The organism is Streptomyces sp. 12E (assembly GCF_055633275.1).
This window is the reverse complement of record NZ_JBVNCJ010000001.1, coordinates 3,286,065-3,308,901: the sequence shown is the minus strand read 5'-3', so window position 1 is coordinate 3,308,901 and position 22,837 is coordinate 3,286,065. Positions and strand designations below refer to the sequence as shown.

24 protein-coding genes are annotated in these 22,837 nt (G+C 73.4%); 14 read left to right on the top strand and 10 right to left on the bottom strand.

Going from position 1 to position 22,837, the window contains the following annotated elements; translation table 11 throughout:
- Positions 1–18: 18 nt before the first annotated feature.
- Both ACZ8ZB_RS15270 and ACZ8ZB_RS15265 read left to right on the top strand, forming a co-directional pair.
- The gene (locus ACZ8ZB_RS15270) at positions 19–423 is read left to right on the top strand and encodes a hypothetical protein (RefSeq protein ID WP_470738281.1); all 405 of its coding nucleotides are present in this window, start codon (positions 19–21) and stop codon (positions 421–423) included.
- Positions 420–698 (top strand): DUF4031 domain-containing protein, encoded by a 279-nt coding sequence (locus ACZ8ZB_RS15265; RefSeq protein WP_470738280.1) that lies wholly within the window; start codon positions 420–422, stop codon positions 696–698. The genes ACZ8ZB_RS15270 and ACZ8ZB_RS15265 overlap by 4 nt, the downstream gene beginning before the upstream one ends.
- Here ACZ8ZB_RS15265 and ACZ8ZB_RS15260 read toward each other — a convergent pair.
- The 4 genes from ACZ8ZB_RS15260 to ACZ8ZB_RS15245 all read right to left on the bottom strand — a co-directional run bounded on the left by ACZ8ZB_RS15260 (position 680) and on the right by ACZ8ZB_RS15245 (position 4,258).
- Positions 680–1,765 (bottom strand): GNAT family N-acetyltransferase, encoded by a 1,086-nt coding sequence (locus ACZ8ZB_RS15260; RefSeq protein ID WP_470738279.1) that lies wholly within the window; start codon positions 1,763–1,765, stop codon positions 680–682. The two genes, ACZ8ZB_RS15265 and ACZ8ZB_RS15260, sit on opposite strands and share 19 nt — an antisense overlap.
- Positions 1,766–1,775: 10 nt before the next feature.
- The gene (locus ACZ8ZB_RS15255; RefSeq protein WP_470738278.1) at positions 1,776–2,438 is read right to left on the bottom strand and encodes an HD domain-containing protein; all 663 of its coding nucleotides are present in this window, start codon (positions 2,436–2,438) and stop codon (positions 1,776–1,778) included.
- Between the two features lie 193 nt (positions 2,439–2,631).
- Positions 2,632–3,582 carry a MerR family transcriptional regulator gene (locus tag ACZ8ZB_RS15250; protein ID WP_470738277.1) on the bottom strand — a complete coding sequence of 317 codons (951 nt, stop codon included), beginning with the start codon at positions 3,580–3,582 and terminating at the stop codon, positions 2,632–2,634.
- 175 nt (positions 3,583–3,757) lie between these two features.
- A complete protein-coding gene (locus tag ACZ8ZB_RS15245) occupies positions 3,758–4,258 on the bottom strand; it encodes an ATP-binding protein (protein WP_470738276.1) in 501 nt (166 codons plus the stop codon).
- 109 nt (positions 4,259–4,367) lie between these two features.
- Here ACZ8ZB_RS15245 and ACZ8ZB_RS15240 point away from each other — a divergent pair, with 109 nt between their 5' ends.
- From ACZ8ZB_RS15240 to ACZ8ZB_RS15215, 6 genes are all read left to right on the top strand, one after another.
- Positions 4,368–5,213: a helix-turn-helix domain-containing protein gene (locus ACZ8ZB_RS15240; protein ID WP_470738275.1), complete on the top strand. Its 846-nt coding sequence runs from the start codon at positions 4,368–4,370 to the stop codon at positions 5,211–5,213.
- Positions 5,210–5,413 (top strand): DUF397 domain-containing protein, encoded by a 204-nt coding sequence (locus ACZ8ZB_RS15235; protein ID WP_470738274.1) that lies wholly within the window; start codon positions 5,210–5,212, stop codon positions 5,411–5,413. The genes ACZ8ZB_RS15240 and ACZ8ZB_RS15235 overlap by 4 nt, the downstream gene beginning before the upstream one ends.
- Positions 5,414–5,571: 158 nt before the next feature.
- Positions 5,572–6,477, top strand: a complete 906-nt coding sequence (locus ACZ8ZB_RS15230) for a DUF3800 domain-containing protein (protein WP_470738273.1) — start codon at positions 5,572–5,574, stop codon at positions 6,475–6,477.
- Between the two features lie 21 nt (positions 6,478–6,498).
- Complete coding sequence (locus tag ACZ8ZB_RS15225) at positions 6,499–6,912, top strand: cytidine deaminase family protein (protein ID WP_470738272.1); 414 nt, start codon at positions 6,499–6,501, stop codon at positions 6,910–6,912.
- A 39-nt stretch (positions 6,913–6,951) separates the two neighbouring features.
- On the top strand, positions 6,952–7,632 hold the full coding sequence (locus ACZ8ZB_RS15220) for a maleylpyruvate isomerase family mycothiol-dependent enzyme (RefSeq protein ID WP_470738271.1): 681 nt from the start codon (positions 6,952–6,954) through the stop codon (positions 7,630–7,632).
- Between the two features lie 95 nt (positions 7,633–7,727).
- Entirely contained in the window at positions 7,728–8,417 is a 690-nt protein-coding gene (locus ACZ8ZB_RS15215; protein ID WP_470738270.1) for a copper homeostasis protein CutC, read from the top strand.
- Between the two features lie 152 nt (positions 8,418–8,569).
- On the opposite strand, the gene ACZ8ZB_RS15210 is transcribed toward ACZ8ZB_RS15215, so the two are convergent.
- Positions 8,570–10,651 carry a HelD family protein gene (locus ACZ8ZB_RS15210; protein ID WP_470738269.1) on the bottom strand — a complete coding sequence of 694 codons (2,082 nt, stop codon included), beginning with the start codon at positions 10,649–10,651 and terminating at the stop codon, positions 8,570–8,572.
- A gap of 176 nt (positions 10,652–10,827) precedes the next feature.
- Entirely contained in the window at positions 10,828–11,715 is an 888-nt protein-coding gene (locus ACZ8ZB_RS15205; protein ID WP_470738268.1) for a helix-turn-helix domain-containing protein, read from the bottom strand.
- Positions 11,716–11,808: 93 nt separating this feature from the next.
- Here ACZ8ZB_RS15205 and ACZ8ZB_RS15200 point away from each other — a divergent pair, with 93 nt between their 5' ends.
- Together ACZ8ZB_RS15200 and ACZ8ZB_RS15195 are read left to right on the top strand one after the other, a co-directional pair.
- A complete protein-coding gene (locus ACZ8ZB_RS15200; protein WP_470738267.1) occupies positions 11,809–12,681 on the top strand; it encodes an aldo/keto reductase family oxidoreductase in 873 nt (290 codons plus the stop codon).
- A 130-nt stretch (positions 12,682–12,811) separates the two neighbouring features.
- Entirely contained in the window at positions 12,812–12,997 is a 186-nt protein-coding gene (locus ACZ8ZB_RS15195) for a hypothetical protein (RefSeq protein ID WP_470738266.1), read from the top strand.
- 13 nt (positions 12,998–13,010) lie between these two features.
- Here the strand turns inward: ACZ8ZB_RS15195 and ACZ8ZB_RS15190 are convergent, their stop codons facing one another.
- A complete protein-coding gene (locus ACZ8ZB_RS15190; RefSeq protein WP_470738265.1) occupies positions 13,011–13,766 on the bottom strand; it encodes a helix-turn-helix domain-containing protein in 756 nt (251 codons plus the stop codon).
- Between the two features lie 221 nt (positions 13,767–13,987).
- On the opposite strand from ACZ8ZB_RS15190, the gene ACZ8ZB_RS15185 reads away from it, so the two are divergent.
- From ACZ8ZB_RS15185 to ACZ8ZB_RS15175, 3 genes are read left to right on the top strand one after another with little or no spacing between them, the layout of a single operon-like run.
- Positions 13,988–14,656: a DUF4097 family beta strand repeat-containing protein gene (locus ACZ8ZB_RS15185; protein ID WP_470738264.1), complete on the top strand. Its 669-nt coding sequence runs from the start codon at positions 13,988–13,990 to the stop codon at positions 14,654–14,656.
- 19 nt (positions 14,657–14,675) lie between these two features.
- Entirely contained in the window at positions 14,676–15,632 is a 957-nt protein-coding gene (locus tag ACZ8ZB_RS15180; protein WP_470738263.1) for an ATP-binding cassette domain-containing protein, read from the top strand.
- A complete protein-coding gene (locus ACZ8ZB_RS15175) occupies positions 15,629–16,420 on the top strand; it encodes an ABC transporter permease (protein ID WP_470738262.1) in 792 nt (263 codons plus the stop codon). The genes ACZ8ZB_RS15180 and ACZ8ZB_RS15175 overlap by 4 nt, the downstream gene beginning before the upstream one ends.
- Before the next feature lie 119 nt (positions 16,421–16,539).
- Here the strand turns inward: ACZ8ZB_RS15175 and ACZ8ZB_RS15170 are convergent, their stop codons facing one another.
- The 3 genes from ACZ8ZB_RS15170 to ACZ8ZB_RS15160 form a co-directional block, all read right to left on the bottom strand.
- Positions 16,540–18,183, bottom strand: a complete 1,644-nt coding sequence (locus ACZ8ZB_RS15170) for a DNA repair helicase XPB (RefSeq protein ID WP_470738261.1) — start codon at positions 18,181–18,183, stop codon at positions 16,540–16,542.
- 98 nt (positions 18,184–18,281) lie between these two features.
- Positions 18,282–18,467: a hypothetical protein gene (locus ACZ8ZB_RS15165; protein ID WP_470738260.1), complete on the bottom strand. Its 186-nt coding sequence runs from the start codon at positions 18,465–18,467 to the stop codon at positions 18,282–18,284.
- A gap of 402 nt (positions 18,468–18,869) precedes the next feature.
- Positions 18,870–21,485 carry a helicase-associated domain-containing protein gene (locus ACZ8ZB_RS15160; protein WP_470738259.1) on the bottom strand — a complete coding sequence of 872 codons (2,616 nt, stop codon included), beginning with the start codon at positions 21,483–21,485 and terminating at the stop codon, positions 18,870–18,872.
- 117 nt (positions 21,486–21,602) lie between these two features.
- Here ACZ8ZB_RS15160 and ACZ8ZB_RS15155 point away from each other — a divergent pair, with 117 nt between their 5' ends.
- On the top strand, positions 21,603–22,598 hold the full coding sequence (locus ACZ8ZB_RS15155; protein WP_470738258.1) for a hypothetical protein: 996 nt from the start codon (positions 21,603–21,605) through the stop codon (positions 22,596–22,598).
- Positions 22,599–22,837 lie beyond the last annotated feature (239 nt).

Genomic DNA, 22,837 nt, shown 5'->3' with positions numbered 1-22,837 from the left:
AGTGCGCACAATGGGGGCATGGACCCCCACGACGAACCCGGAGCCCCCGGACCCCGCCCCCTCAGCCCCCTGGAGCAGGCCTTGCACGCGGCGCGCGCCCTCGTCCTCGCCGATCTGGCCGCGCGCGAGGTCGCCGAGGCGGACGTGGTGTCCCTCGTCGAGGAGTCCGTCGCGCACCGGCGCTGGTGGGTGGAACAGTGGCCGGACGGCGCCGGGTTCCTCCCCGGCCTGGTCGCCCAGGACGTACAGGACGCCCTGCTGGAGAGGCACGGGCGCTGGCCGCTGTGCCCGGTCTGCGGCTCCGGCGACCCGCACGCGCTGGAGGTGGAGCCGGAACTCGGACCCGATCCGCACTGGGTGTGCCACAAGGCGGGCGTGAGGGTCGCGGCGGTGGGCACGCTGGGCGGAGCGACGCCCTCGTGACCGTCTACATCGACCCGCCCGCCTGGCCGGGCCACGGCCGGATGTGGTCCCACCTCGTCAGCGACCTCTCCTACGACGAACTGCACGCCTTCGCCGACCGCCTGGGCGTGCCCCGCCGCGCCTTCGAACGCGACCACTACGACATCCCCCGGCACCGGTACGCCGACGCCGTGCGCGCCGGGGCGGTCGAGGTCAGCAGCCGCGAGGTGGTGCGGCTGCTGCACGGGGCGGGGCTGCGGCGCCGCAAGGGCGCGGCTCAGCCGCCCAGTTCGTAGGAGATCCGCCCCTCCTGCCGGGACACCTCGGTGAAACCGGCCCGGGTGACGACCCTCTGCGAGGGCACGTTCTCCTGGTCGACGACGGCGGCCACCGTCCGTACGCCGTCCTGCGCGAGCGCCCACGCCGACAGGGTGCGCAGCGCCTCGGTGGCGTAGCCGCGGCCGCGGGCGTCCACGGCGAGGTCGTAGCCGATCTCCACCCTGCCGTCCCCGTCCGGGACGCCGTGGAACCCCATCGCGCCCACCGCGCGGTCGTCCTCGCGCCGGACCAGGACGTACATGGCCCACTCCGGGTGGAAGACCCCCTCCTCGTACTGCGTGAGCAGCATCCCGGCGCCCTCCCGCGTCCCCTCGAACGGGCCCGGGTCCACCCAGTCGAACCCGCCGTCGCCGGCGAGGGAGAGATCGGCCGCGACCGCGGGCGTGACGCCCTCCAGGGCCAGCCGCTCCGACCGCAGCACCGGGTTGTTGCTCCACCGCCACCCGGTGACCGGCTCCCGCCCCGGCAGTTCGCCGCGCCCGGTCGCCCACAGCAGCGTCCGCCAGGGGGTGGGACCCGGTTCGACCCGCGGGAAGATCCGGGTGAGGACGAAGGAGGCCAGTTCGGCCGGCGGTTCGTGGTCGATGCCCGTTCCCTTGGCGATGTCGTGCGTGTGCAGCAGCACCTCGGCCACGCCCATCGCGGCGAAGCCCTCACGGTTCGCGTGCCGGAAGGGGTACGGGTGGAAGGCGCGGACCGCGCGGGGGGTGGTGCGGATCGCGGCGGCGAGCAGGGCGCCGGTCGTGGTGATCACCTGGAGGGCGCCCGCGTTGTCGGCGGGGTCCAGGCCGTCCTCGCTGCCGTCGAGCGTGATCTCGAAGGGCACGTACGCGTCCTGCGCCCGCCCGGCGAGCTGCCCCGCGTACGCGACGAGATCGCTCGCGATGTGCGCCGCCGTCTTCCGGCAGCTCCACTCCAGCCGCCCGGCCCTCACCTCCCCCCAGTCCCGGTCGGTGACCGCCCCCAGCGCCGCCACGCAGTCCGCGACGGCTTCCTCCACCTGCTCCGCTCCCACAGCACGCATGCGGGGCAGGCTAGGCGGGCGGCGCGGCCGAGGTCGACAGCATTTCCAGCTCGCCGCGCACGTTGTAGCGGGCGGTGGCCTCCCAGCGCTCCTGGCCGTAGGGGGTGCGGAACAACCGTGGCAGGGCGAGAAGTCGCCGTAGCACGTCCGCCCGGCCCTCGCGGAAGGCCTCGTTCGGCACGAAGTGGTACTCCTCGCGGACGGCGGCGGTGTAGGCGGCGTACGCCGACGGCGACGCGGCGAGGACCGCGAGGTCGGCGTCGCACAGCACCTGCCCGTTCCGGTCGTCGTCGGCGGGATCGTGCGTGACGGTGAGCCGCACCAGCCGGGCCACCTCGGCGGTCCTCTGCGCGGACACCCCGGCCTCGGGGAGCGCCCGCTCGGCGAGCCGGGCGGACCGCTCCTCGTTCTCCGACCGCTCCGGCAGGTACACGGCGTCGTGGAACCAGGCGGCGAGCCGGACCACGTCCGGGTCGGCGGCGTGGTCCGCCAGCTCGTCGACGTGGTCGAGGACCGCCGTGAGGTGGGTGGGCGTGTGGTAGCGCCGCTGCGGTTCCCGCCAGCGCCCGAGCAGGTCGTCGGCGTACGGCAGCGGATCCGGACCGCCCCCGGGACCACGGGCCCCTTCCAGGGCGCGGACGAAACGGGCACGCAGGGCTTCGGTGTCGGCCATGCCGTCATTCTTCCCTCCCGCGGGTGGCCCGTTCCACGGCTCCGGGATCTTCGCGCCCTGCCCACCCTGCCGCGGCGGCTGCCCGGCGTCGTCGTGGTCGACGAGCAGGCGGACGGCTCCCTGCCCTCCGAGGACGACGAGAGCCGCACCGAGGCTCTGTGGAACGTCGTGCTTCACGGGATGCCCCCGGGGCTCAAGACGTCGCTGCCGCGACGGGAGCACCGCACGGGGCGGTGGTGAACCAGGTGTAGACGGGGGCGAGCGTCGGTGACGCGGGCCGTCCGTTGACCGTCGCCAGGAGCTGCCAGTAGCGCCTGGCGTGCGGGTCGGCGGCCATCTCCAGACGGGCGACGAGCCAGCGGCGCAGATCGCCGTCGCCGACGCTCGCGAAGGCGTGGCCGTACAGGCCGCCCGGTGAGTCGGCCAGGGGCGCGGTCGTGGCGGAGGCGGGCAGGACGCCGGTGGACACGGCTTCTTCGATTCGCTCGCGCACCGCTCGGTCGAGGCCGTCGTGCAGGCCGGCCACGTCCTGCCGGGAAGGTTCCCCCGCCTGCTCCTCGGCCATGCGCCGCACCGCGGCACGGAAGTCCGCGTCCTGGCAGAGCTCGGCGAGCTCCGCCCAGGCCTCGACCTGTTCGGGCGTGGGGTCGTCGGGGAGCTCGGGCGTGGCGGACCGCATCAGCGCCACGAACTCGGGGTTGACGTCGGGACCGTTGAAGGTGTCGTCGGTGAAGTCGGCCACCAGTTGCCGTTGTTCGGTCCGGGAAAGCGTGGCGAGTCGATGCATGAGGTCCCTCTCCATGGTCGTGGTCCAGCCTCTGGCGACTGCTCGTAGTACCGCCCGGCGCAGACGGAGGGCCCGGATCTGTACGTCCAGGGCGTCGGCGTGCGCTTCCGCGACCTCCGGTACGGACGCCTCCCGGTCCAGCACCCTGCGCACGGCCGCCAGGTCGAGCCCGAGATCGCGCAGCGTGCGGACCAGGTTCAGGCGGGCGAGAGCGTCGGGGCCGTACAGCCGGTAGCCCGCCGGGCTCCGGTCGGTCGCCGGGACGATGCCCTTGTCGGAGTAGTGCCGGATGGTCTTCACCGCCAGGCCGGCCCGGCGGGACAGCTCTCCGATGGAATGGAGCGTGTCGCTGTCCATGCCCCCAGCCTGGTGTCTCCCCCGCGGGAGACACAACCGGGAACAGGACTCGCCGCGGGGCCCCATCAGCACCGGGGCCGGTGTCATCCACCCTTGTGGTCACAGCCGACGCCGGAGCCGTGCACGCCTCGGCGCGGACCCGTACCGCTCACGTCGTGACCGTACGGTCATTCGGTCACTCCGAGACCTGGTTGATCGCGAGGGCTTCGCCGCAGAGGTCCAGCTCGGCTCGTACCGTCTTGCCCGGTCCTCCCTCCTCGCGCGGGCCGACGGACAACCGGCTCGCCAGGCGGGACACCAACCACAGGCCGCGGCCCCCCTCCGCCTCGGGATCCTGAGGAGCACAGGACCAGGCCGGCGACGAGCCACCGTCTCGAGCGTCGGTGACCTCGACGCGCACGAGGTCGCGGGCGGCCGCCAGTGCCAGGCTCAGGCGGAAGTCGCGGCCCGGAACACGGCCGTGGGTCACCGCGTTGGCGGTGAGCTCGGCCACGACCAGCGTCACGGTCTCGTTCACCTCGGACTCGTACGGGAAGCCCCAGGCATCCAAGCGGTGGGAAGCGAGCCGCCGGGCCAGGCGGGCGCCTCGCGGGGTGGAGGTGAAGCACATGGAGAACTCTTCGGCATGGGCTGTGGGCTGCCCAGTGTGCTCGATGGGGGGAATTTCGGTGGTCATGGGGGCGAGCCTCGTACGGCGTACGTACGGTGACCAGCAACCACGTTCTTACACAGTGTGTCTGTAAGGGCGCCGAATGTGTCTGTAGGGGCAGGAAAAGGGGTGGCCCATGGTGCAGGTTCCGGAACAGGCGATCGCAGCGCGCGGCCAGGATCCTGCCGACGAGCTCCTGCGGTGCTTCGGTAGGCAGATCAAGCTCTTTCGGGAGCGTGCCGGTCTCACCCAGGCCGCCCTCGGCCCGCTCCTCGGATACAGCGAGGCGCAGATCGCCGCGATCGAGCAGGGCCGGCGTATCGCCAGGCCGGACACCATCGAGAAGCTGGACATGTTGCTTGAGGCAGACGGTGTTCTGCTTGCGATGAAGCGAGCGGTCGCCCTGACGCGGTACCCGGCCTTCTTTCGGGATGCTGCGCGGATCGAGGAAGAAGCCGTCGAATTCCACGCGTACGCGGTGCTGGCCGTGCCCGGCCTGCTCCAGACTGAGGAGTACGCACGGACCATGTTCACCGTGTGGCGGCCCCGGCGGCGCGAGGACGAGATCGAGCAGATGGTGGCGGCGCGGATGGCCCGTCACAGGATCTACGAGCGGAAGCCCGCGCCGACCCTTAGCTTCGTCATCGAAGAATCCGTGCTGGAGCGTCCGTTCGGTGGCGTGGATGTATTGCGTGGTCAGTTGGAGCACATGCTGCTCGTTGCCGAAAACCCTCACGTTGAGATCCAGGTCATGCCGACCCGGGTTGCCGATCACGCAGGGGCGGACGGTCCATTCACGATCATGACCCCGGAGGGCGGGGAGCAAGTTGCGTACGTGGAGAGCCAGGGCAACGGGCGTGTGATCGCCAAGCGGGAAAGCGTACGCGGGTTCGCCGTGCGGTATGGAATCCTGCGGGCACAGGCGCTGTCCCCTGCCGAATCCGTGCGCCACATCGAGAAGTTGCTGCAAGGAGACCTATGAACACCGAGCAGTCCCAGGCCCAGGCGCTCCACTGGTTCAAGTCCAGCTACAGCGGTGGCGCGGGCGGCGAATGCATCGAGGTCGCCGCCCTCCCCGCCTCCGTCCACGTCCGCGACTCCAAGGACACGGGCCAGGGCGCCTTCACGGTGCCCCCCGCCGCCTGGTCCGCCTTCGTCGCTCACGCACGTCACGCTCACTGAATGAAAAGATACGTCAACGTAGTGTGACGGCCGGCTTGACCCGCTTCCGTCGGTCTTGACACCATTGGTACTAGCAAACAAAACACGGTGCATACGGCTGCACCAGGTCCTGGGGCCGCTCCTTCGGGAGCGGCCCCAGTGTTTTCCGGGAGGGATCGTTGTACCTGTGCTGCATCGACGAGGCGGGCAACGGCCAGACGCTCGACCCCGCCAGACCGGACGCCCCGCCGGTCCTCGTCGTCGGTGGCTTCACCGTCCACGACTCCCACGTCAAGCAGTTGACCTGGGACTTCCTCAGCGTCAAGAAGACGTACCGGCCGCAGTTGCGCCGTGCCCAGCATCTCTCCGAAGTGATCCACACGGAGATCAAGGGGTCCGACGTCCGCAAGGACGTCCGTGTCGGGAACCGTGATCGGCGCCGGGCGGCGATGTTCCTCGTCGACTCGGTTCTCGGCTTGCTGGAGCGCTGCAACGCACGCCTGCTGGCCCGTGGGTGGGTGAAGCAGGAGGGCCTCGCCTTCGACGAGACCGGCGTGTACCGCACCTCCGTCGGGAGCCTCACCGAGACGTTCCAGGCCCAGCTGCTGGACTGTCACTCGCGCGGCGTCATGGTCCTCGACAGCCGCACCAAGTCCAAGAACGTCCCGAACGTGCACTGCGTGACGACGCGCAAGTACCGCGCGGGTGGCGACCCCCTCAAGGGCGTCATCGAGTCGCCGGTCCTCGGGCACAGCGACACCCACACGCTGCTCCAGCTTTCGGACCTCGTCGTCTCCTCCCTGCTGTTCCCCGTCGCGTGCCACGCCTACCTGAGCGACGTGAGGTGGAACGTGCACTGCGACGACGCGTACCGCCCGCTGCGGGAGGAGTTCGGGGAGCGGCTGAAGAAGCTCCAGTTCCGGTACCAGGATCCGGCGGGCAAGTGGCGTGGCGGGATCGTGGTGTCCGACCGGCGGACCGCGCGGCCGTCGAGCCTGATGTTCGGGCCGGGGAGGCCTGTCGCGTCCGGGGTCGTGATTCCCGCGCAGCAGGCGGACGGCGGAGGGCTGCCGAGCGTGTTGTAGCGCCTGTTGCAGACTGAGGGGATGACCACCCAGATCCACTCCGTCGACCGTGAACTCGTCGAGGCCGCCGCCCGGGTCGCCCGTACCCGGTGCCGGGGTGACAACCACACCATGGCGGCCGCCGGCCGTGGCCGGGACGGGCGGATCGTCACCGCGGTGAACGCCTACCACTTCACCGGAGGGCCCTGCGCCGAGCTGGTCCTCGTCGGCGCGGCCGCGGCCCAGGGGATCTACGAACTGGAGACGATCGTCGCCGTGGGGGACCGGGACCGGGGGGTCGTTCCGCCGTGCGGCCGGTGCCGGCAGGTCCTGCTCGACTACTTTCCCGGGCTCCAGGTCATAGTCGGCGGGGGCGAGGACGTCCGTACCGTCCCCATCGCCGAGCTGCTGCCCGTGAGCTATGTCTGGGCCGATCACCAGATCGACGGCGAGTAGGTCCTGTGGGCCGGCGGTTCCGCAACTAGCGTGGGCGGCATGACGACTCCTGCGGATGTGCAGAACGTACGAGACCCCGAACTGCCCGGGCGGCTGCTGGCCGTCGAGCGGGACGCGCTGATCCCGCTGCTGCGGGGGCGCGGTGACGCGGACTTCGCGCTGCCGGTGGCGGCGTGTCCGGGATGGACGGTGCGGGACGTGCTGGCGCACTGTTCGGCCGCGTTCACCCGGGTCCTGGAGCGACGGTTCGAGGACGGGGTGTTCTCGCCCGGGAGCAACGAGCGCGACATCGCGGAGCGGGCGGAGTGGACGAACGCCCGGGTCCTGGACGAGCTGGAGCGCGGGATGACCGGGGCGGGGCCCGTGATCGCCAAGGCGGACGGGGCGCTGGACAAGCTCGCGCTGGGCGAGTGGGTGCACGCCGGGGACGTGCGGGCCGCGCTCGGGGAGCCGGGGGCGTACGCGGGCGCGGGGCTGCCGTACGCGCTGGAGCTGCTGGCGCAGGTCACGTGCCGCACGGGGCACCTCTCCCTGCACGCCGACCTCGACGACGCCGACGAGCCGCTGCGGCTGGGCGACGCCACGGGGGAACGCCCTCCGGCCCGCTACATCGGCGACGGGCCGACGCTCCTGCGGCTGTACGCGGGGCGCCCGGTGGACGGGGCCGCGTACGAGCTGGCCGGGGTGGAGGCGGCGGAGCTGAACATCTTCGGAGGGTGAGCCGAGGGGCGGGGCGGCCCCGGGCCGGTGGTCGGGCGTAGGCTTGGATTGGACTAGACCTGTAGTCGCCGCCTGATGCCGAGGAATGGGGTCCCATGAGCAAGCGTGCAGTCCTGGAGGTGATCGCCCTCGACGTCGAGGACGCGGTGGCCGCCCAGGCCGGAGGTGCGGACCGCCTCGAGCTGGTGACCGACATGGCCGCGGACGGGCTGACGCCGGCCGCGGCGACCGTCGCGGGGATCCGGGCGGCCGTGGACATCCCGGTGCGGGTGATGCTGCGGCTGGCGGACGGGTTCGCGGCGGGGTCCGTCGAACGGCTGGCGGAGACCGCGTGCGCGATGCGCGGGGCCGGGGCGGAGGAGTTCGTGCTCGGGTTCCTCGGCCCGGACGGGGGTGTGGACCTGGGGGCGGTGGAGCGGGTGGCCCGTGAGCTGGAGGGGTGCCGGTGGACGTTCCACCGGGCCATCGACCGGGCCGCCGACCGGGACGCCCTGCGCAAGCAGCTCGCGGACTTCCCCGGCCTGGACACCTACCTGACGGCCGGGTCGGCCGACGGGGTGGACGCCGGGCTGCCGACCCTGCTCGCGGAGGCGGGGCGGCGGGGGGAGCCGGGGTACGAGCAGCGGTTGCTGGTGGGGGGCGGGTTGCGGCTGGACCATGTGCCGCTGTTGCTGAAGGCCGGCATCGACGCCTTCCACATCGGGGGAGCGGCGCGGCCGGAGGGCTGGGGCGGGCCGGTCTCGGCGGAGGCCGTCGCGGAGTGGCGGCGGGTACTGGGGGGTTGAGCGTTCGCTCCCTTGGCGCCGGGCTTCACGCTGAGCGGGGGTGGGTCGCGCGGCCCGGCGCTTGCGGGGTGCCGTCCGCGCCCACCCGTGCCGCCCCAGCGGTGCGGCTGCCCGCGGGGCGGCGGCACGACTGCCCGCGGGAGCGGTGGTGGTTACGTGAGTTGTTCCGGCAGCGGGGCCGCGTGCGTCACGATGAGGCCCGAGACCGCTCGGGTCAGGGCCACGTACAGGCGGCGCAGGCCGGTGCGTTCGTCGGGTTCGGCGTCCACCACCGCCCGGGGTTCGTCCAGGACCACGTAGTCGTACTCCAGGCCCTTCGCCAGGGAGGCCGGGACCAGGGTCAGGCGGGTGGTGCGGGTCGTCTCCTCGCCGGGGGCGACGTACGCGATCCCCGCCGCCGTCAGCGCCCCGGCCAGTTCCGGGACACGGGTGTCCGCCGCGATCAGGCCCACCGAGCCCTCGTTGCGCAGGAGTGCGCGGCAGGCGGAGACCACGTCGTCCGTTCCCCCGGCCGGGCGGACCTCGAAGAAGCCCGGGTTCTCGCGGATCGACGCCACCGGGGTCAGACCCGGCGCGATGTGCGGGAGGAGCCGGGAGGCGTAGGCGATGACGTCCGTCGGGACGCGGAAGCCGGCCGTCAGCTCCTCGACCACGGCGTCCTGTTTGCCCAGGTGGGTCAGCGCCTCCTCCCAACTGCGGGTCGCCCACGGGGTGGTGCCCTGGGCCAGGTCGCCCAGGACGGTCGCCGAGCCGGTCGTGCAGCGGCGGCCCACCGCCCGGTACTGCATGGGGGAGAGGTCCTGCGCCTCGTCGAGCACCACGTGCCCGAGGGAGTGCGTGCGCTGGATCAGGTCGGCCGCCTCGTCGATCAGCACCGCGTCCGCCGCCGACCACTTCGCCGACTTCACCGAGCGCGCGGGCTTCGCCCACAGGATCGTCTTCTGCTCCTGCTCGTCGAGCAGGCCCTCCGCGTGCTCCGCCAGGAACTCCGCGTCGCCCAGCAGCCGGAGCACCAGCTTCGCCGGGTCGACGGCCGGCCAGACCGCCTTCACCGCCGCCTTCACCGCGGCGTTGCGGGCCACCGCGTCCTGGACCCTGTCGTCCGGCGCCTCGCCCGCCCGCTCCATCTGCACCAGCACGGCGTGCGCGATGCGCTGCGGGAGGGCGTCGCGGGCGGCGCCGTAGCGGATGTCGCGGTCGAGCAACTGCCGGACGATCTCCTCCAGTTCGTACGCCGGGACCCGCCAGCGGCGTGATCCGCGCACGACGACGACCGGCTCGGTGGGCATCGTGACGTGGGAGTAGAGGGCCCTGCGCAGCACCTGCGCCATGCGGGCGTCGCCCTTGACCACCGCCGCCGGCGCCTCGTCCGTCCCGCGCACCTCCACGTGCGCCACCAGGTCGTCCACCGTGGCCTGCGCGACCGTCAGCTCGCCCAGCGCGGGGAGCACCTGCTCGATGTAGTGCAGGAAGGAGCGGTTCGGCCCGACGACCAGCGTGCCGCTGCGGGCCAGCCTCTCGCGGTGGGCGTAGAGGAGGTAGGCGACCCGGTGCAGACCGACGGCCGTCTTCCCGGTCCCCGGGCCTCCCTGCACGCACACGCTGCCGGACAGCCCGGACCGTACGATCTCGTCCTGCTCGGGCTGGATCGTGGCGACGATGTCCCGCATCGGGCCGACGCGCGGGCGTTCGATCTCCTGCTGGAGCAGCTTGCTGGTGGTGGCCGCCTCGGTGGGGTCGGAGAGGTGCTCGTCCTCGTAGGCGGTGAGGTCGCCGCCGGTGTAGCCGAAGCGGCGGCGCAGCGCGACGTCGTGCGGGTCCTTCCTGGACGCCCGGTAGAACGGCTGGGACACCGGCGCACGCCAGTCGATCACCATCGGGTCGCCGTCCGCGTCGTGCACGTGCCGGCGCCCGATGTAGAAGCGTTCCCCTTCCGTGCCCTCGGCCTGTTCGGCGCCGGGGGAGTGCAGGTAGTCGAGGCGGCCGAAGAACAGCGGGGTGTCGCTGAGGTCGGCCAGCGCCTTGATGCGCTCCCCGATCTGGCGCTCGAGCACGACCGCGTTGACCCAGTTCGCGGTGGTGTCGCTGATGTCGAGGGCCTCGACGTCCTCGCGCATGGCGCGCAGCGCGGAACGGGACGCGGCGAGGTGGGAGCGTTCGCGGGCGAGCGGGTCGTCCGCGGGGGTGGTCGCGGGGCCGTCTACGGGCTCGTCTACGGGTGTGGACGCGGACAAGTGGGTGCCTCCGGTGGACCTGCTGCTGGCTGCTGCGGCGAGATGCCGGCCGGTTTCCGTCCGGACGGCGGCGCTCCGTGAGGGGAGGCGGGCAGGAGCGGAGATTCTAGGGCGCGCGGCGGGTGCGGTCCAAACGGTTTGTGCGCGGGGCGGGGCGGGTGCGGCGGGCGCGCCGGTCAGCTCGTACGGGGTGAGCCGTCCGTTTCCCGTACGCCGGGCACGTCGACCGGCCGCCGGCCCGGTCCCGTGGCCAGCGAGGCGAGCAGGGCGAGCCGCTCGGCGTCCTCGGTCCCCGGCTCGGCGTGGTAGAGCGCGAGCGTCATCCCGTCGGGGCCGTCGACGTCCAGCTTGGACATGGTGAGGTTCAGCCGGCCGACCTGCGGATGGTTCATCCCGATCGTCCCGCTGCCCGTCGGCCGGACGTCGTGGCGCGCCCACACCCGCCGGAACTCCTCGCTGGCCAGGGACAGTTCGCCGACGATCCGGACGACCCGCGGGTCGTCGACGTCGGACCCGAGGCGTCTGCGGAAGCCGGCGACGCACCGGGCCGCCGTGTGGGCCCAGTCCGTGTGCAGCGCCTGCTCGGCGGGGTCGAGGAAGAACGACCGGAGCCGGTTCTCCCCCACCCGCACGCTCGGGACCAGCGCGGTGGCGAGCGCGTTGGCCGCGATCACGTCGAGGGACCTGTCCGTCACGAAGGCCGGCAGCCCGATCGCCTCGAGCAGCTGTGCCGTGGCGGGCGGAACGGTCCGTCGCCGGGTCCTGCGGCGGGTGCGGGGGCGCGGCGCGGCGAGCTGGTGGAGGTAGCCCGTGGCGGTGTCGTCGAGCCGGAACACCCGGGCCAGCGCGTCCAGGACCTGCGCCGACGGGTTGCGGTCGCGGCCCTGCTCGAGCCGCAGGTAGTAGTCGGAGCTGATGCCGGCGAGCATGGCCACTTCCTCACGGCGCAGCCCCGGGACGCGGCGTATCCCGTGGACCGGCAGCCCGATGTCCTCGGGCGTCACCAGCTCCCGGCGCGCCCGGAGGTAGTCACCGAGCAGGTTCTCCTCAGGCATGGCCCCCATGCTAGGCGCGCGGGGCCGCCCGTCCCTGTCCCTGTCACTCCCAGGATCGGCGGGGACCTGGGCGGGGCCGCCGGGGGCGTGGACGGTGGGGGCATGAGCACTCCGACCACATCCCTCCCCGGCGGCACCTGGACGATGGGCGACCTGACCGTCACCCGGTTCGGTTACGGGGCCATGCAGCTGACCGGCCCCGGCGTGATGGGGCCGCCGGCCGATCACGACGGCGCGCTCGCCGTCCTGCGCGAGGCCGCCGCCCTCGGCATCACCCACATCGACACCGCCGACGCCTACGGGCCGCACGTCACCAACCGGCTGATCCGCGAAGCGCTGCACCCCTACCCCGACTCGCTGCACATCGTGACCAAGGTGGGTGCGGTCCGCGACGCACAGGGCGGCTGGCCCCCGGCCCGGGAGCCGGACGACCTGCGCCGGGCCGTCCACAGCAACCTCGAAACCCTCGGCGTCGAGACGCTGGACCTCGTCAACCTCCGGCTTGGCGACGCCGAGGGCCCGCGGCCCGGCTCGCTCGCCGAGGCCTACGAGACCCTCGTCGAACTCCAGCGGCAGGGCCTGATCCGGCACCTCGGCCTGAGCAACGCCACCGCCGACCAGATCGCCGAGGCACAGACCATCGCCCCGTTCGTCTGCGTGCAGAACCTCTACAACCTCGCCCACCGCCAGGACGACGAACTCGTCGACCGGCTCGCCGAACAGGGCATCGCCTACGTGCCCTTCTTCCCGCTCGGCGGCTTCAGCCCCCTGCAGTCCTCGGCGCTCTCCGCCGTGGCCGCCCGGCTCGGCGCCCGCCCGCTGTCGGTCGCCCTGGCCTGGCTGCTGCACCGGTCGCCCAACATCCTGCTCATCCCGGGGACCTCGTCGGTGGCGCACCTGCGGGAGAACATCACCGGCGCGGGCCTCGCGCTGTCCGAGGAGGACCTCGCCGAGCTCGACGGGATCGGCCGCTGACCCGCCGCCCCCAGGGGACGACCCGTCCTGCCCGAGGGCTACGGGTCGTTCCGCAGGCGTACGCGGGGGGCCGGCGGGTCGGTCCCTGCGGCCGACGCCCGTCCCGGTGGCGGAGGGCGACCATGGAGACATGAGCGCAGCGACCTTCCACCCCACCACACCGCCGGTGCGGCCGACCGGCGCGACCTCGGTCCTGGGCGGTCACCCGCACCGCCTCGGCGGCGCCCTGCGCGCCGCGAAGGTGTTCCTCGGCGCCGCCTTCGACGTGATCGTCCTCGGCGAGTACGGCGGGGAGGCGGGCGTCCGCCGCACGTAGACGGGGCGGCCGGCTACCCGCGGTCCGGGCGCGGCCCGGCGGCGCCGTCCGAGGCCGCTTCGGGCTTCGCGAAGAGGACCTCGCGGGCCTGCTCGGCGGCGCGGATCATGGTCTCGGCGACGAAGTCGAGGAAGCGGGCGGCGTTCTCCAGCCGTGTGGCGGCCGGTGTGCCGGGCCCCATGACGGCGACGCCCTGCCGTGAGGTCTCGGCGACCTGGGCGGTGGACCGTGCGCTGGCGATCATCGACTGGTACCAGATGTCCTCGTCGAAGCCGTAGCGCTCACGCCGCCCTTCCTCGCGCTCCCGGCGGATGAGGCCCTGGCCCTCCAGGAACGTGACCGCCTTGGAGACGGACGCCGGGCTGACCTGGAGGCGCCGGGCGAGTTCGGCGGCGGTGAGGCTGCCGGTGTCGGTGAGGGTCAGGCAGGCCATGACCCTGGCCATCATCTTGGGCGTGCCCGACGCTATGAAGACGGTGGTGAGCGTCTCCTCGTACGCGCGCACGGCCTCCGCGTCGCGGCCGTGGTCCTCCGTGAGCGCCTTCGGCCCCCGCGCCGCCGCCTGCCTGCGCCGGTGGGCGCGGCGTTCGGTGGCGCGGTGGGCCAGGTCCGCGCGGTAGGCGGTGGGTCCGCCGTTGCGCATCACCTCGCGCGTGATCGTCGAGGTGGGACGGTCCAGACGTCTGGCGATCTCCGCGTAGGCGAGTCCGTCGGCCAGCCCTGTCGCGATCTGCTGCCGTTCCTGCTGGGTGAGCCTGCCTCCTGGCAACGCGGTCTCCTTCGCGGTCCGTGGTGGCTCCAGCATAGCGTTCACTCCCAATCCATTGCAACGATCCGAGCTCGCTCGTTGCGTTAGATTTCAAGCCGTTGCAACGATATTAGCGCTTCGAGCTGCATAAATAGTCTTTCTATGCAACGAACTCGTTGCATAAGTCATGAACGCAACGTAGCGTTTCCGGTGTCAGAAACAACGGCCCGAAGGAGCGCACGATGCAGTTCGCCACCCCCGCCCCCATCTCGGTCGCCCTCGACGTCCCCGCCGGCCGCATCCGGTTCATCGCCGCCGACCGGGCCGACACCGTGGTCGAGGTCCTGCCCGCGGACGCCACGAAGAGCCGCGACACGAAGGCGGCGGAGCAGACCAGGGTCGAATACGGCGGCGGGGTCCTGCGGATCGACGGCCCACCGGCGAAGAACCAGTTCCTCGGCCCGTCCGGATCCGTCGAGATCACCGTCCGGCTGCCCGCCGGCTCCCACGTCGAGGCGAAGGCCGCCGACGCGGAGCTGCGGGGTGTCGGCCGGCTCGGCGACGTCGTCTTCGAGGGCGCACAGGGTCCGGTCAAGCTCGACGAGACCGCGAGCGCCCGCCTCGCCGTCCTCGCCGGCGACGTCTCGGTCGGCCGCCTGGGCGGTCCCGCCGAGATCAGCACCCAGAAGGGCGACGTCCGCGTCACCGAGGCCGTGCGCGGCACGGTCACGCTGCGCACCGAGCACGGTGACATCGCCGTCGGCGCCGCCCGCGGAGTCTCCGCCTCCCTGGACGCCGGCACCGGCTACGGCCGGGTCCGCAACGCGCTCAGGAACGCCGACGGCGCCGCCGCCGGCCTGACCGTCCACGCGACCACCGCCTACGGCGACATCACCGCCCGCAGCCTGTGAACCTGTGAAGGAGCTCCCCATGACCGGCTTGGCCATCGCGGCGAACGGGCTGCGCAAGTCCTACGGCGACAAGACCGTCCTCGACGGCGTCGACCTGACCGTCCCGGAAGGCACGATCTTCTCCCTGCTCGGCCCGAACGGCGCCGGCAAGACCACCGTCGTCAAGATCCTCTCCACCCTCGTCACCGCGGACGCGGGCGACCTGCGCGTCGGCGGCCACGACCTCGCCACCGACTCCCAGGCCGTGCGGGCCGCGATCGGGGTCACCGGCCAGTTCTCCGCCGTGGACGGCCTGATCACCGGCGAGGAGAACATGCTCCTCATGGCGGACCTGCACCACCTCCCCCGTGCGGAGGGGCGGCGGGTCACCGCCGAACTGCTGGAGCGGTTCGACCTCACCGAAGCGGCGAAGAAGCCCGCCTCCACCTACTCCGGCGGCATGAAGCGCCGCCTCGACATCGCCATGACCCTGGTCGGCGACCCGCGGATCATCTTCCTCGACGAACCGACCACCGGCCTCGACCCGCGCAGCCGCCACACCATGTGGCAGATCATCCGCGAGCTCGTCACGGGCGGTGTCACCGTCTTCCTCACCACCCAGTACCTGGAGGAGGCCGACGAACTCGCCGACCGCATCGCGGTGCTCCACGACGGCGGGATCGCCGCCGAGGGCACCGCCGAGGAGCTCAAGAGGATCGTCCCCGGCGGACACGTCCGGCTCCGCTTCACCGACCCGGTCGGCTACCGGTCCGCCGCCTCCGCACTGCCCGGGGCATCCCGCGACGACGACGCCCTCGCCCTGCAGATCCCCAGCGACGGCAGCCAGCGCGAACTGCGCGCCGTCCTCGACCGGCTCGACACCGCAGGCGTCGAGGCGGACGAGCTGACCGTGCACACCCCCGACCTCGACGACGTGTTCTTCGCCCTGACCGGCGGCGTCGCCGTCCCCGCCCAGTCCAAGGAGGCCGTCCGATGAGCAACCTCGCCCTCGCCGTGCGCGACTCGTCCACGATGCTGCGCCGCAACCTCCTGCACGCCCGGCGCTACCCGTCGCTCACCCTGAACCTGCTGCTCACACCGGTCATGCTGCTGCTGCTCTTCGTCTACATCTTCGGCGACGCGATGAGCGCCGGCCTCGGGGACGGCGGAGGCGACCGGTCCGCGTACATCGCCTACATCGTGCCCGGCCTGCTGCTGATGACCATCGGCTCCACCACGATCGGCACCGCGGTCTCCGTCTCCAACGACATGACCGAGGGCATCATCGCCCGCTTCCGCACCATGGCGATCCACCGGGGCTCCGTGCTCGTCGGGCACGTCGTCGGCAGCGTGCTGCAGTCGGTCGCGAGCGTGGTCCTCGTCGGCGCCGTGGGCGTGGCCATCGGCTTCCGCTCGACGGACGCCACGGCCCTGGAGTGGCTGGCCGCGTTCGGGCTGCTGGTGCTGTTCGCCCTGGCGCTCACCTGGATCGCCGTCGGCATGGGTCTGGTCAGCCCGAACGCCGAGGCCGCCAGCAACAACGCGCTGCCGCTGATCCTGCTGCCGCTGCTGTCCAGCGCCTTCGTCCCGGTCGACGGGATGCCGGGCTGGTTCCAGCCGATCGCCGAGTACCAGCCCTTCACGCCCGCCACCGAGACCCTGCGCGGGCTGCTGCTCGGCACGGAGATCGGCCACCACGGATGGCTGGCCGTGGCCTGGTGCCTGGGCCTGGCGGTGCTCGGCTACTTCTGGTCGGCCGCCAAGTTCGCGCAGGATCCGAAGTAGCCCCCATGAGGGAACGAGTCGCGTCCCGCTCCGGGGCGGCGTACGCCGACACCGTCGGTGCGCGCCGCCCCGCCGGCGTTCCGGGCCGTCCGCCGCCGGGCGCGTGCGCGGGCCGGCGGTCAGCTCTCGGTCAGCAGCTCGTCCGCGTCCATGATCCGGTACGCGTACCCCTGCTCCGCCAGGAACCGCTGGCGGTGCGCCGCGAAGTCCTGGTCGACGGTGTCCCGGGCGACCACGGAGTAGAAGTGGGCCCGGTGCCCGTCGGCCTTGGGACGGAGCACCCGGCCGAGCCGCTGCGCCTCCTCCTGCCGCGACCCGAAGGTGCCCGACACCTGGATGGCGACCGTGGCCTCCGGCAGGTCGATCGAGAAGTTCGCGACCTTGGACACCACCAGGACGTTGATCTCGCCCTCCCGGAACGCGTCGAACAGCTTCTCCCGCTGGGCGTTCGACGTATCGCCCTTGATCACCGGTGCGTCCAGGTGCTCGCCCAGCTCGTCCAGCTGGTCGATGTACTGTCCGATGACGAGGATCTGCTGCCCCGCGAACCGCCGGACGATCGCCTCCGTCACCCTCTGCTTGGTCGCCGTCGTCGAGCAGAACCGGTACTTCTCCTCCTGCTCCGCCGTCGCGTACGCCAGTCGCTCGGAGTCGGTGAGGTTGACCCGGACCTCCACGCAGTCGGCCGGGGCGATGTAGCCCTGCGCCTCGATCTCCTTCCACGGCGCGTCGAACCGCTTCGGGCCGATCAGCGAGAACACGTCCGACTCGCGGCCGTCCTCACGCACCAGGGTCGCGGTCAGGCCGAGCCGCCGCCGGGCCTGGAGATCGGCGGTGAACTTGAAGACGGGGGCGGGCAGCAGGTGCACCTCGTCGTAGAGGATCAGGCCCCAGTCCCGGGAGTCGAACAGCTCCAGGTGGGGGTAGATCCCCTTCCGCTTCGTCGTCAGCACCTGGTAGGTGGCGATGGTGACGGGGCGGATCTCCTTCCTCGTCCCGCTGTACTCGCCGATCTCGTCCTCGGTCAGCGAGGTCCGCCGCACCAGTTCGTGCTTCCACTGGCGGGCCGAGACGGTGTTGGTGACCAGGATCAGTGTGGTCGACTTCGCCCGCGCCATCGCACCGGCGCCGACCAGCGTCTTGCCCGCGCCGCAGGGCAGGACCACCACGCCGGAACCGCCGTGCCAGAAGTTCTCCACGGCCTGCTTCTGGTACGGGCGCAGCGCCCACCCGTCCTCGACCAGCTCGATGGGGTGCGCCTCGCCGTCCACGTATCCGGCGAGGTCCTCGGCCGGCCAGCCCAGCTTCAGCAGCGTCTGCTTGATCTGCCCGCGCTCCGAAGGGTGCACGATCACCGTGTCGGGGTCGATGCGGGCGCCGACCAGCGGGGCGATCCGCTTGGAGCGCAGCACCTCCTCCAGGACCGGCCGGTCGGTGCTGGTCAGCACGAGGCCGTGCGCCGGGTGCCTGACCAGGCTGAGCCGGCCGTAGCGGTCCATGGTGTCGGCGATGTCGACGAGCAGCGCGTGCGGCACCGGGTAGCGGCTGTACTGCACCAGCGCGTCCACGACCTGTTCGGCGTCGTGTCCGGCCGCCCGTGCGTTCCACAGGCCGAGCGGGGTCACCCGGTAGGTGTGGATGTGCTCGGGCGCCCGCTCCAGCTCGGCGAACGGCGCGATGACCCGACGGCAGTCGTCGGCCTGCTCGTGGTCGACCTCGAGGAGCAGAGTTTTGTCGGACTGGACGATGAGCGGACCATTCACGCGCGGCTGCCTTTCTGCGACGGGCTCGGCACGGGCACTGCACGGCCAAACCTCCAGTCTGCCCGATCGCACGCGTCGGTGGTCCTGAGCGGACCGCGCTACAGCGGCGAGGGCGGCGTGAGGTTGTTCACCAGCGGCCCTTCGATGCTCACCCGCTCGGTGACGAGCGGCCCCCCTCCGGCGGCCGGGATCGGCGACGGCAGCGCGGCGGCGGCCGGGGCGAGCACCGCGACGAGCGCGAGAGCGGAGAAGCAGACGGCCACCGCACGGAACGTGGAAGACACGGGACACCCTTCGTCTTCGGTCGACGGGGACGGGCCGGTCCCGGGACGAGGGACCGGCCCGTCGTGAACGGGAAACGGATCGGGACGAGGAACGGATCAGGACACGGAACGGGTCAGAAGGTCACGCCCCCGCCGAGGTCGATCCCGATCGCGGCGGCCTCGGCGGCGAACGCCCCGAGCAACACGGCGGTGGAGGTCAGTACGGCGGCGACGCGACGAACGGCACGCATGGGACTTCCTTTCTGTTGCGCGCGAACGGACCGCGGTGGTCCCCGGGCCCGTTCAGGACACCCGGTGGCTGCCCACCGGCCCACCGCGTGATGCGCGACGGCCCGCGACCTCGCTCATCGGGGGGAACGGCACGGCGTGGCGTGCATGGAACCCGCCGTACACCCGAACGGGTCAGCTCTCGCCGTCCGCCAGCTCCGCGACCCCCGTGATCCTGTGCAGCGGATACGTACGCACCTCGTCCGCGGTGTGGTCGTACGCCGTGACGAAGCCGCCCTCGACCCGGACCGGGGCGATGACGCGCTGGCTGGCGCCGCCCTCGGCGTTGACGTAGCCGATCCACAGCGCCTCGCCGGTGAGGACGGCGGCCTGCACGGTGGCGAGGGTCTCGGCGGCGGTCGTACGGGGCAGCTCCCCGCGGCCCGGGTCGCCCCCGGCGGCCGGTCTGCGCGGGGCGGTGGAGGCGAGGTCGCCGGCGCGGACGGCGCGGAGCGCCGCCGCGAGCAGGGTGTCGTCGGGGACCGGCGGCCCGTCCGGGACCGGCGCGGGAGGGGTGCGCGGCGGGGTGCGGTGGGCGTCGGCCCGGGCGATCACCACATCGCCCTCCGCCGACTCGGCGGCCGGTGCGAACCCCATCGCGCGCAGCCCTTCCAGCAGACCGGCCGGACCGGCCTGCGCGGCCAGCACGGTCGGGGCCAGCCGGCGCAGACCCAGCCCCGCGGCCCGCTTGTCGGCGAGGATCTCGCTGAGCACGGCGTCGTCGTCGCAGCGGACGTAGGCCGAGGCGGCGCCCACCCGCAGGTGCCCGTGCCTGCGGGCGACATCGTCGATGAGGTACGCCAGCGGCTGCGGCACCGGCGTACGGGAGTGCGCGGTGAGGAAGGCGTGCAGGTCGGAGGCGGACTGCCCGGCGTCCAGGGCGCGCCGTACCGAGCCGGGCGTGAACCGGTAGACGGTCGCGCCACCCTTCGACTCCACGTCCGCGAGGACCCCCAGCATGTCGGCGAGCGGCCGCTCCAGCGGGCCCGGCGCCACCGCCGTCAGATCGGCCTGGAGGAGCACGTGGTCCAGCGGCTCGGGCAGCAGCGGCGCGAGCAGCCGGGCGGCGGCAGCCGCGGCCGTGGCCTGCCCGGCGGGGGAGGGCGGCACCGGCGCCGGGGCGGTCCTGTGGTGCACGGGCAGCTTGTCGCCCGGCCCCTCGGGCTCCGCCTCCGCCCGTCCGGCCGCGGGCGCGCCGATCAGCGCCCTGCCGTGCGCGGACAGGGCGCCGCGCCCGGTGATCCCGAGCATCTCCGCCTCGGAGAGCGTCCACCGCGCGATCCGCGCCCGCAGATCCTCACCGTCCCCCGCCCCCGAGGAGCCCCCCGCTCCCGCGCCGCCTGCACCCTCCGCCGCCGAGGACGCCGCACCGGCGGAACCCCGCCCGCCCCCGCGCGGCGGGCGCTCCCAGCGCAGCCGTGCCAGGACCGACTCCGGGACCGGAGCCGCCCCCTCCGGGAGGCCGGCCAGCAGGGTCAGGACCCGGTGCCGTACCTCCGGGGCCGCCGAGCGGTCCAGGCCCGGCCCCAGGGCCGACAGCGTGCGGTCCTTCGCGTCCCGTCCGCCGACCAGGCCCGGCGTCCGTGTCGCCGCCAGCCACGCCGTGACCAGCTGTGCCCACCGCTCCGCGGCGGGCCGCTCGAGCCACTCGTCGTACGCCGGGGTGGCCGCGTACCGCTCGTCGGCCTCCCCGTCGGAGGCCAGCAGCCCGGCCGCGTAGGCGAGTTCCACCCAGAAGGCGGCCACCGGCTCGGTCACGTCCAGCGCGACGGCGGTCCGCTTCAGGTCCCGCACGCTCAGCCCGCCGGCCCGCAGCACCGCCGGGCCGCCCTCGTGCCAGTCCTTCAGCAGCTCCTCGACGGTCGACAGCGCCGTGTACGCCTGCCCGGCCGCCGTCGCGTCCACCACCCGCGGACGGTGCGTGGCGGCGGCCTCGACGGGCGGAGGCAACGGCTCCGGCGTCCGGTGCGCCCGCCCGGCCCGCAGCCGCAGCGCCACCTCGCGCGGCAGGACGACCGTCCCGGGCGCCGTCGGCAGCAGCAGCCCCCGGTCCAGGAGCCAGCGCAGCCGGGGCGCGGGATCGGCGGTGACCTGCCCGTACGGCGGCCCCCACACCAGCCGCTCCAGCACCTCCACGGACTCGGCCGGCGCCTCGTCGAGCAGCGCGGACATCCGCGCCGGGTCCTCGAACAGGGCGGTCAGGGAAGCCACGGCGGACACCGAGTCGTGCGTCGACGGCAGTCCCACCGTCGCCACGATCTCCTGGATCCGCCCCGGCGACATCCCCGCCGTGGCCTCCCGCACCGTCGGGCCGAGCCCGGTCGGCGACGGGTGCTGCGGCGACGGCGCCAGCAGCTCACGGGCGGTGCGGACCAGCCGCAGCCGGTCGTCGCCGCCCCACACCAGCGCCTGCTCGCGCAAGCCGCCGAGCGCGCGCGGCAGCGCGGCGGAGACCACCGGGTCACCGTCGTCGCCGGCCAGCAGCCCGAGCAGCTCCTCGTACGACGCCGGGTCCGCCGCGACGGCCAGCGCCTGCGCCGTCTGCAGCGTGAACCGGTCCAGCCGCTCCAGCGCCCGTACGACCGAGGCGCGGGTGCCGGCGCGGGTGGCGAGCTGGGTGAGGTCGGTGGGCACGGGCGTGATGAGATCCGGCCGGCTGCGCAGCAGCGCGGCCAGGGAGACGTCGTCCCGCGCCCGGAGGGCCTCGGCGAGGGATCGGGGGGCCGCCGCGGGGTTCTCCTCGGTGCTCATCCGTCTCACGTTAGCGGGTGGGTACGTCCGTGGAGCGCCGGGAGTTGGGTCGGCCGGCCCCACTCGCGGTACCGTCGGGCGACGGTGTCCCGACGCATCCGTCCCGGAGGGGACTTCGTGGGTATCGAGAGCGACCAGGTCGTCTACGAGTATCTGAGCCGCGTCGGCGACGTGGCGCAGCAGCGGCAGCTGCCGTCGGCGGCCCGCATGCGGCTGGTCGCCGAGCTGCGCGACGAGATCGACCGGCGCCGGGCGAAGGCCGTGGTCGATTCCCCCGCCGCGGTCCGCCGCATCATCTCCCGCATCGGCACGCCGACCGAGGTCGTCACGGCGGCCGAGGACCCCTCCGGAGCCGCCCCGAGCGTCCCCGCGCCGTCCGCCGCCGTCCCGGTGCAGCGGGAGCCGGACCGCGGTGGCGAGACCCGCGAGGGCCGTCCGAAGGGCATGCTGCGCCGGATCGTCCCCCGTCCCCGCCCGACCGGGACGCCGGACGGCGGCCCCGCCCCCGCCGACGTGCCGTCCCCGCCGCACCGGGCCAGTACGGAGGAGCTCGGCGACAGCGCCGACCGGCCCGACTGGTGGCGGGTGGACAGCAGCGCGTTCGGCGTCGGCGACGGGGTGCCGGGCTTCGTCGGCGGCATCGAGGTCCCCGAGCTCCTCAAGCCGCCCCCGGCGAAGGAGGAGAAGCAGGCGACGCCGCCCGGCCCGGCCCCCGCCGCAGCCGAGGCGGAGCCCGTCCCCTCCCGTCGCCGCCTCCTCCCGCGCCTCCCCTCCGGCCGCTGGAGCAACCCCCTGCTCCTGCTCGCCGCCGGCCTGCTGGTCGCGGGAACCGTGATCGGCGACTGGCGCGCCCTGATCCTGGGCTGGCTCATCGCCTACGCCTCCCGCCGGCTGACCCGGGCGGAGATCAAATGGGCGGTGGTCGTCCTCCCCGGCCTCGCGCTCGCGGGCGGCGTCGTCTGGCTCTGGGGCAGGACGGAGGGCCGCTGGGGCGCCCCCGTCCCCGAGGGCGGGATGAACGACGCGATCTCCGGGACATGGCCGTGGGTCATCAGGGCCGCGGCCCTCGCCACGGCCCTGTTCCTGGTCTGGCGCTCCCAGCGCCGACGCTGAACCTCCGGCCGCATCCAGCCCCTCCGGCGTTCGAGGAGCGGGGGTCGGGGGCGGCGCCCCGGGGACGGGACGGGAAGGGGCGGCGGGGGCGATCCACCCCGGGGGCCGACCGCGCCCACGGTGCGTGCCAGGCGCCTCCCCGCTCCCGGCTTCGCTCGAGCGGGAGGCACCCCCACCGCCCACCCGTGCCGCCCTGGGGGTACCTCCCAGGCCTTCAAGGCGCTGGGGGAGGCACGACC

Coding starts and splice junctions, on each gene's coding strand:
- ACZ8ZB_RS15175 (WP_470738262.1), top strand. CDS start 15,629: ATGAGCAACCTCGCCCTCGCCGTGCGCGACTCGTCCACGATGCTGCGC.
- ACZ8ZB_RS15180 (WP_470738263.1), top strand. CDS start 14,676: ATGACCGGCTTGGCCATCGCGGCGAACGGGCTGCGCAAGTCCTACGGC.
- ACZ8ZB_RS15215 (WP_470738270.1), top strand. CDS start 7,728: ATGAGCAAGCGTGCAGTCCTGGAGGTGATCGCCCTCGACGTCGAGGAC.
- ACZ8ZB_RS15225 (WP_470738272.1), top strand. CDS start 6,499: ATGACCACCCAGATCCACTCCGTCGACCGTGAACTCGTCGAGGCCGCC.
- ACZ8ZB_RS15200 (WP_470738267.1), top strand. CDS start 11,809: ATGAGCACTCCGACCACATCCCTCCCCGGCGGCACCTGGACGATGGGC.
- ACZ8ZB_RS15260 (WP_470738279.1), bottom strand. CDS start 1,765: ATGCGTGCTGTGGGAGCGGAGCAGGTGGAGGAAGCCGTCGCGGACTGC.
- ACZ8ZB_RS15270 (WP_470738281.1), top strand. CDS start 19: ATGGACCCCCACGACGAACCCGGAGCCCCCGGACCCCGCCCCCTCAGC.
- ACZ8ZB_RS15205 (WP_470738268.1), bottom strand. CDS start 11,715: ATGGGGGCCATGCCTGAGGAGAACCTGCTCGGTGACTACCTCCGGGCG.
- ACZ8ZB_RS15195 (WP_470738266.1), top strand. CDS start 12,812: ATGAGCGCAGCGACCTTCCACCCCACCACACCGCCGGTGCGGCCGACC.
- ACZ8ZB_RS15160 (WP_470738259.1), bottom strand. CDS start 21,485: ATGAGCACCGAGGAGAACCCCGCGGCGGCCCCCCGATCCCTCGCCGAG.
- ACZ8ZB_RS15220 (WP_470738271.1), top strand. CDS start 6,952: ATGACGACTCCTGCGGATGTGCAGAACGTACGAGACCCCGAACTGCCC.
- ACZ8ZB_RS15185 (WP_470738264.1), top strand. CDS start 13,988: ATGCAGTTCGCCACCCCCGCCCCCATCTCGGTCGCCCTCGACGTCCCC.
- ACZ8ZB_RS15245 (WP_470738276.1), bottom strand. CDS start 4,258: ATGACCACCGAAATTCCCCCCATCGAGCACACTGGGCAGCCCACAGCC.
- ACZ8ZB_RS15255 (WP_470738278.1), bottom strand. CDS start 2,438: ATGGCCGACACCGAAGCCCTGCGTGCCCGTTTCGTCCGCGCCCTGGAA.
- ACZ8ZB_RS15240 (WP_470738275.1), top strand. CDS start 4,368: ATGGTGCAGGTTCCGGAACAGGCGATCGCAGCGCGCGGCCAGGATCCT.
- ACZ8ZB_RS15235 (WP_470738274.1), top strand. CDS start 5,210: ATGAACACCGAGCAGTCCCAGGCCCAGGCGCTCCACTGGTTCAAGTCC.
- ACZ8ZB_RS15250 (WP_470738277.1), bottom strand. CDS start 3,582: ATGGACAGCGACACGCTCCATTCCATCGGAGAGCTGTCCCGCCGGGCC.